4 protein-coding genes are annotated in these 6,000 nt (G+C 57.7%); all 4 read right to left on the bottom strand.

Translation table 11 applies throughout. The features are described from left to right. Positions 1–154: 154 nt before the first annotated feature. Positions 155–628, bottom strand: a complete 474-nt coding sequence (locus LGM42_RS04895; protein WP_226231701.1) for a hypothetical protein — start codon at positions 626–628, stop codon at positions 155–157. 301 nt (positions 629–929) lie between these two features. Further along, a complete protein-coding gene (locus LGM42_RS04890; protein ID WP_226231700.1) occupies positions 930–2,234 on the bottom strand; it encodes a TniQ family protein in 1,305 nt (434 codons plus the stop codon). Continuing rightward, positions 2,231–3,274, bottom strand: a complete 1,044-nt coding sequence (locus LGM42_RS04885; protein WP_226231699.1) for an ATP-binding protein — start codon at positions 3,272–3,274, stop codon at positions 2,231–2,233. The genes LGM42_RS04890 and LGM42_RS04885 overlap by 4 nt, the downstream gene beginning before the upstream one ends. Before the next feature lie 9 nt (positions 3,275–3,283). Beyond that, positions 3,284–5,986 carry a Mu transposase C-terminal domain-containing protein gene (locus LGM42_RS04880; protein WP_226231698.1) on the bottom strand — a complete coding sequence of 901 codons (2,703 nt, stop codon included), beginning with the start codon at positions 5,984–5,986 and terminating at the stop codon, positions 3,284–3,286. Positions 5,987–6,000: the final 14 nt, after the last annotated feature.

Below are 6,000 nucleotides of genomic sequence, written 5' to 3'. Positions count from 1 at the left end.
ATCAGTTCCGGGTCCAGGTTCAAGCCCTTGCCCGGTTCTACGGTCGCTTCTTCCTTACGTTTGCGTGGCATAACGTGGCTCCTTGGCCATCAGTTTATGCCTCACACACAAAGGTTCGGATAGGCTCAAGCAGCAGGCAACCCCCGCGCTCCGGCTACGCGCTACGAAGGTAAATCAGACCATCCTTTGCCCCCCATTCGAACATTGTTCGCATGAAGGCAAACATTTCGTAGAAGTCGTGGTCTGCAAACGACTTCGCTCGCTCGTCCCACTCCGCGAATTCCACCGCCAGTTTCGCCGATGCTTTGGGGCCAACCGTTCCCTCTTGTTTCCACATGAAGAAATCTCTGAAGGCGACAGCACTGCCTGCCTTCAAAAGTTCGTCAGTGCAGCCGACCATGTCTGCCAACTTTATGACCCAGTCGCGGCAGGCGCGCCAGTGAGGAAAGGAGAAAAAAGTCAGTTCCGCGCACCGGTAGGTGGCACCAACCTCAACGCCGTCGGCGATTTGTGGGGCATCAGGGTTCTCGTCCACAGTTATGGTCTCTTCCGCCCAATCATCAAGTTCCTTCAGTTCAGCCTCATCTAGCTTCGTCAACCCCCTGCCTGCAAAAAAGATAACGCTCATAACATACTCCTTCGATGTGGTTGAAGGTCGTGCTATGCCTTGCGGCCGTTCGCACGTGCCCGACTCCTCTGCAATGTGCACAGGAGTGTTTCGTCTGATTCGTTGAATCAGTCGCACGTACGTATAGACGCATGCGAGGAGGATGAACGATGTTATTTGCAGGGAAGATCGTTCCGTTAGCAAAATTAATCAGTGATTTCAGTGTGTTTCTTGGGAAGATTTTTTTGAAGTTGTACTGCTTCAAAGTGCGAGCGAGGCATGACGGCTGAGGCACCGCGGGCCACGCCTTTCGGTGATGAGGTCAACTCGCTTCGCTCTTACCCTTAGCCTCCTGCAGCAGTCCAATAACGTCTCTTAAACTACCGAGGACTCCTTTAGGAATACGTCCGTTCAATTCACGGAGATGGGGCACTTTCCCACTCGCCACAATATATCGGCATGCCACCTCAATGGCTGCGCGTGCGGTTTCCCGGTGTTGCGCCATGCTTTGCTGCATGTGCTGCCTCCGTCGTTCAGCGAGGAGGCGGGCTTCGCCGTTAGCATTGCTGTAGAGCTGACGATTGGTGACGCCGAGGCGCCGCGCGGCCTCCATGACGCTGATGGGGACCGGCAATTCGCTGAGCGCAGTCAATTCCGCGCGAATGTTGTCCCATTCCAGGACTCTTGGCGATGCACGCTTCTTGTGGTTAGGAAACAGCGATGTCAACGGATGGATTTCGAGTGAGATTGACGGCCACTCAGTTAAGTCGCCTGTCAGCAATTTCGAAAGCGCCAATCCGGTTTGCGATGCGATACGCAGATGGGCGGATAGACTGGGAGTGCCATCCTGTTTTAGCCAGTAATGCACGGTGACCTTGCTAAGGCCGATGCGTCGAGCGAATATCGCGGCCTTCCCATTGTCCATGCGCGTGACCAATTCGCGAATGGTGTCATGTAGTACCTGGCGCACCGGCAATTTGTCCAACGTCGCTTGTACTGTCAGCATTGCACCGACTTGTGTCGCTATCCATGTCGCCTCCGGCGTGGCCGGTGCGGGATTTTCGACGTTGCCTAGGAATGCTCCGCAGCCTGAGTGGGCGCACCATCCGGGAATGACGTAGGCGGAATTGTGCCGCGCATCTGTGCGACCGCAATCTGGGCAGATGTGAACGAGCTTTGTCATATGTCGAGGGCAGGCGGTGACGTCATTAATGTCCCACGCCAGGCGGAAGTAGGGTATGCGGCCCGCGGCTCGGTCCTCAGCCAGGCACTGAGGGCACCAGCGAGGCGATGAGGCGGGCAGACTTTGCTGGGCGATGACATTGCGCCATGTCAGTAGGGTCAGTTTGTCCAGGCGCTCAACGCTCGTCAAAGCAGACAGGGCACTCGACCAGTTCGCCGCCACATCGGCGATTCCGCTGAGATTGACGCCGCTCCAGTCATATCTTCCTGCAATTTCCCAACCCATAGTGGTTGCAACTTTGCGCGACAGTTCGGCCGCAGATATGCTGTGAGACATTGCCAGGCGACAGAAGTAGCTGAACAGGCTTTCGATTTCGGGAGTGCCTATCCCGATCGGAGCGAGAGGGTTCAGCATCGACCGGGTGGCCGACAGTTGCATGCTCATTTGCTGCCGCTCCTCGGATTTGCCGCCGTACGCTGCGGCTGCGGCATGACGCGGGTGAGACTTGGACCGATGGCGGTTTCTCCGTCGAGGATTTCCTCCAATATCCGCTTGCGTTGTGCTTCATTGAGCAGCGCGCGCTTCAATGCCTCGACCGACCACGCACCGTCTGCGTCGGCCAACTTGACGGCGCGGACCAGAACGCTGCTCAATGTGCCCACGCACCCCAACGTATTGTCGAGGAGTGCCATGGTGTGTCGCGAGAGCTCGTTTCCCCAAAGGTCGGGCAACGTTTTCTCGAACGCCTGGATGCAGCGTTGGAAGGCTCGCACGTCTTCTGGCTTATCTTCTCGATAGCGCTCGAAATGAAGCACGTGTGTACGCCGCGCGAGTTGCCCGGACAACGTGACCAATTGGTAGAGGTCGTACGAGCCAATCAGGACCATTTGCGTACCGCATTGATTTGCCAGCGACTTCAGCGTGTCGAGCTGGATTTCCAGCCGATGTTGACCTCGTGTCTGGCGAATGATGTGAGCAGCCTCGTCGATGACGAGGAACTGCACCTGTCGCTCGCGCAGTCCGCGCTCCACCGCAGTACGCAAGGCGGCGAGGCTGTTTCCGTTGTTGCTGCCGCCGCGAGGGCGCAACATCCGCCCAGTCTGTGAATCGATTCCGTATGTCACTTTCGGTGAATCGAGGTCGTCACCGAGTTGCGCCAGAATGCGCCGGTAGAAGAGTCGCCAGGAAAAGTTGCTCTCGCCAGATGCGGGCGCTTCGACGTAGACGGCTGGAATCACGCCCCCGTTCGATTCCATCTGATGACGAGCATGCTCGAGTGCGGTGTCGACCATATGTCTGGCAAGCGTCGTTTTGCCGGCGCCGGTGGGGCCACACACCAGCAGAATGCTGTCCTGGCTCCCCGGGTAAATCAGCGTACCGAGTTCGGCCATGACTTCGGTGACGCGGGTATGCTTGATGCGCTTGGCCGAAAGCGCGTGGGCATAGTCATTTTGTGCCGGCTGGGTCGTATGGTTTTGATGCATGGGTTCACCTTAAAACTCTTCGAAATCGGGAAGATCGTCGTCCTCGGCAGCCGGTTGCTGGGATGTTGGCGAATGGGACGTCATCGGCACCTGCACTACTGGGACATTGGTTGTATCCGATGACTCATCGATGAGGAGGAATCGACGAGGGGCAGCGACCGGTTCGATATTTCCGAATCGGAGGCTGTTGTAGAGAGCCTTGTTTTCCGACTGGCGCTCGAACTCCATGGCTAACGCACCTTCCGGTGTGAACGTCGACACGAACTCTCGAAGTCGTTGCGCGGCCCGTTCGTCACCAGCAGACGTGCCGCTGCGGCGGTTGTATTCAGCAGTGATGGCTCGTTGCTCCACGTCGGTCAGTTGTCCTAGGCCATGCAGGTTTCGGCAAATGGCCCGAACCCATTCGTCCTTTACGCGCACATAGACCGACGAGGCATCCCAGGGGTCGTAACGGACCGGCAAGCTTTGGCCGCCGAGATGGGCGGATTTAAACGTGTCGTTCCAATAGAGTCGACCGCTTACCTTGACGCCGCGTTGGCGATCAACCTCGCGCACGCCAGAGCGGTCAACGGGCGGGCAGGTGGCAATCAGGAAGTCCCGGTTGAAGAGAATTTGTCGCTGCGGGCGTGTGCCGCTTTCGCGCAGGCCGCGTACAAACGCGTCTTTCGGTGATTCATCGAGCGCTGGATGAATATTTTCGTCGTAGTATTCGCATGCCCAGTGTCCAATCCCATAATAGAGTTGCTCGAGCGTCCACTCCGCTAGCTTTTGCGGCAGGTGGGAGCCAGTGACCATTCGCACGTTCTTCGTCGCTTTGGTATTGCCGGCCAGGTTGTGGACATATTCGGTGTGCAACCGACCGAACATACGCTCAAGGACGGCGCCGTGTCGAGGCTGGCCCGCCGGACGGAAACGCAGATGCGTGCCCATTACGCGGAGAAATGACTCGAACGCTTGGGACATGAAGTCGCGGCCGTTATCGACAACAATGAATTCAGGGAGACGTTTGAAGCGGCGCACTATGTCGCGGACGACCATCATGACCGAGTGATAAGACGGCGGGTCGAACGTTAGGTAGAACGCAACAATGCGCCGCGACCAGGCATCCACCGCCAGCGACAGCCAGGGACGGCCGAGCGGCTTACCAGTTCGACTGGAAATCAGTTCGATATCGAGCAGGGTATGGTCGATATGAACGTACTGGAACGGCCGACTACCATGCGCCGGCGTGTCGTAATACAGCACATCCACGAAGGTGTTCTGCTGATAGGCCATGCGTTTCCCGTGGCGCGTACGGACGTCCTCGTTCGTCTCCAGTGCCTTGATTCGCGCAATCAACGTTGGATATGACGGGGCCGTTACGCCGGCTTCGTCGCATGCCACTTTCAATAGCAGGTGGCATGCCTTGTAGTTGATGGCATTGCTGTCGCGCCACGAAGTATCGATAGCGCGGTCCATCAATGCGAGCTGGTCCACGCTCAAGCGGGGGGTGCGGTTGCCCTTGGCGCTGGTTCGCGGCACCAGTGCCACGACCTCATTGTCGCCATTGGCGAGAGCGGCCAGTCGGCGCGATTCCCAGCGCCGGAGTGTGCGAGAGGTGACGACCTTCTGGACCTCTCGGGATTCGAGAAGTGATTGCCGCTGAAGAGCAACTTCGAGGTCTTCCTTGGAGTAGCGGCTCAAATCCGCATGCGGTTTCTGCTCGCTTCGGACAACCTTGATTTGATGCTTCTCATGAGCGTCCTCGAGCCATGCCCGGGACAATTGGATGCTGGAGCCGTCTTGTCGATTGCAGACGACGTTTTCTTCGCCAACCATTACGATGGTCAGTTCTTGGCCTTCGAACTGGAATTTCGATCCTTCGGCGACATCGAAGGCGAACCGGTCGACGCCAGGCAATTGGCCGGCTTGGGTATCCGCATGCATGAAATCACGCAGCACCTCGTCACGATAGAGGCGAAACCGCCGCTTTTCGCTGAAAGACTCCCGGTCGATGTCGGTCGCCACGTGATTGCCGGCGATGGCTTGGTTCAGCGAGTCGGCGTCGAATTTGTATGGGGCAGCGAGTAGTTCCCAGAAGGACAGGGAGCCGTGCTCGCGAAGCACTTCATGGAGCCGTGCCACCACATCCGCCGGGCACGGCTCTGCGCCCGGATGAAGGTAATCGGCCAGATACAGAAGGTTTTCGACGCGGCGGCGAGGGATGGACTCGTCGCTGCAAACGCGATAACGAATACCGAGTCTGGCAAGCTGCTTTTCAATTTGCGGGGCGTACCATTGGCCGTCACTGCCCTTGGCATAGCGATAGGGATACCGCTCAGCCAATCGTGCGAGTTTGGCCTCGGATTTCCACTCCTCAAGCGTGAAGCCATCGTCGCGAATGGTGAGGAAGTCCGGGACGTGTGTGATGGACCGGAATTCACCAGTCGACTCATCAATCAGTGAGAGCTTCAGCTCACACGGCTGCGCATAGTATTCGAGCACATCGGCCGCATGCTCCTTGGTCACCGCGGCAGCAAATTCGATATGGCGGCTCTCCGTCCGGATGTCACGCCGCATCTTTTGGCTGGCCAGGATGGTGATGACATTGCCGACGTCGGACTTCACCTGACGAACCGGTGCCTGAATGCGGGCGTCGATAATAAGCTTTTGGCCGGCGGGCGGCGTGCCCAGTCGGTCGAAGAGGTCGGTCAGTTGAGCCTTGTCCAGCATCACGTCGTCCAGAA

It is taken from the genome of Burkholderia sp. AU39826 (assembly GCF_020419965.1).
GTDB lineage: Bacteria > Pseudomonadota > Gammaproteobacteria > Burkholderiales > Burkholderiaceae > Burkholderia > Burkholderia semiarida.
This window is presented reverse-complemented; position numbering and strand designations above follow the sequence as displayed.

Excerpts from the sequence above, each read along its gene's own strand:
- LGM42_RS04895 (WP_226231701.1), bottom strand. The coding sequence starts at position 628 with ATGAGCGTTATCTTTTTTGCAGGCAGGGGGTTGACGAAGCTAGATGAG.
- LGM42_RS04890 (WP_226231700.1), bottom strand. The coding sequence starts at position 2,234 with ATGAGCATGCAACTGTCGGCCACCCGGTCGATGCTGAACCCTCTCGCT.
- LGM42_RS04885 (WP_226231699.1), bottom strand. The coding sequence starts at position 3,274 with ATGCATCAAAACCATACGACCCAGCCGGCACAAAATGACTATGCCCAC.
- LGM42_RS04880 (WP_226231698.1), bottom strand. The coding sequence starts at position 5,986 with ATGCTGGACAAGGCTCAACTGACCGACCTCTTCGACCGACTGGGCACG.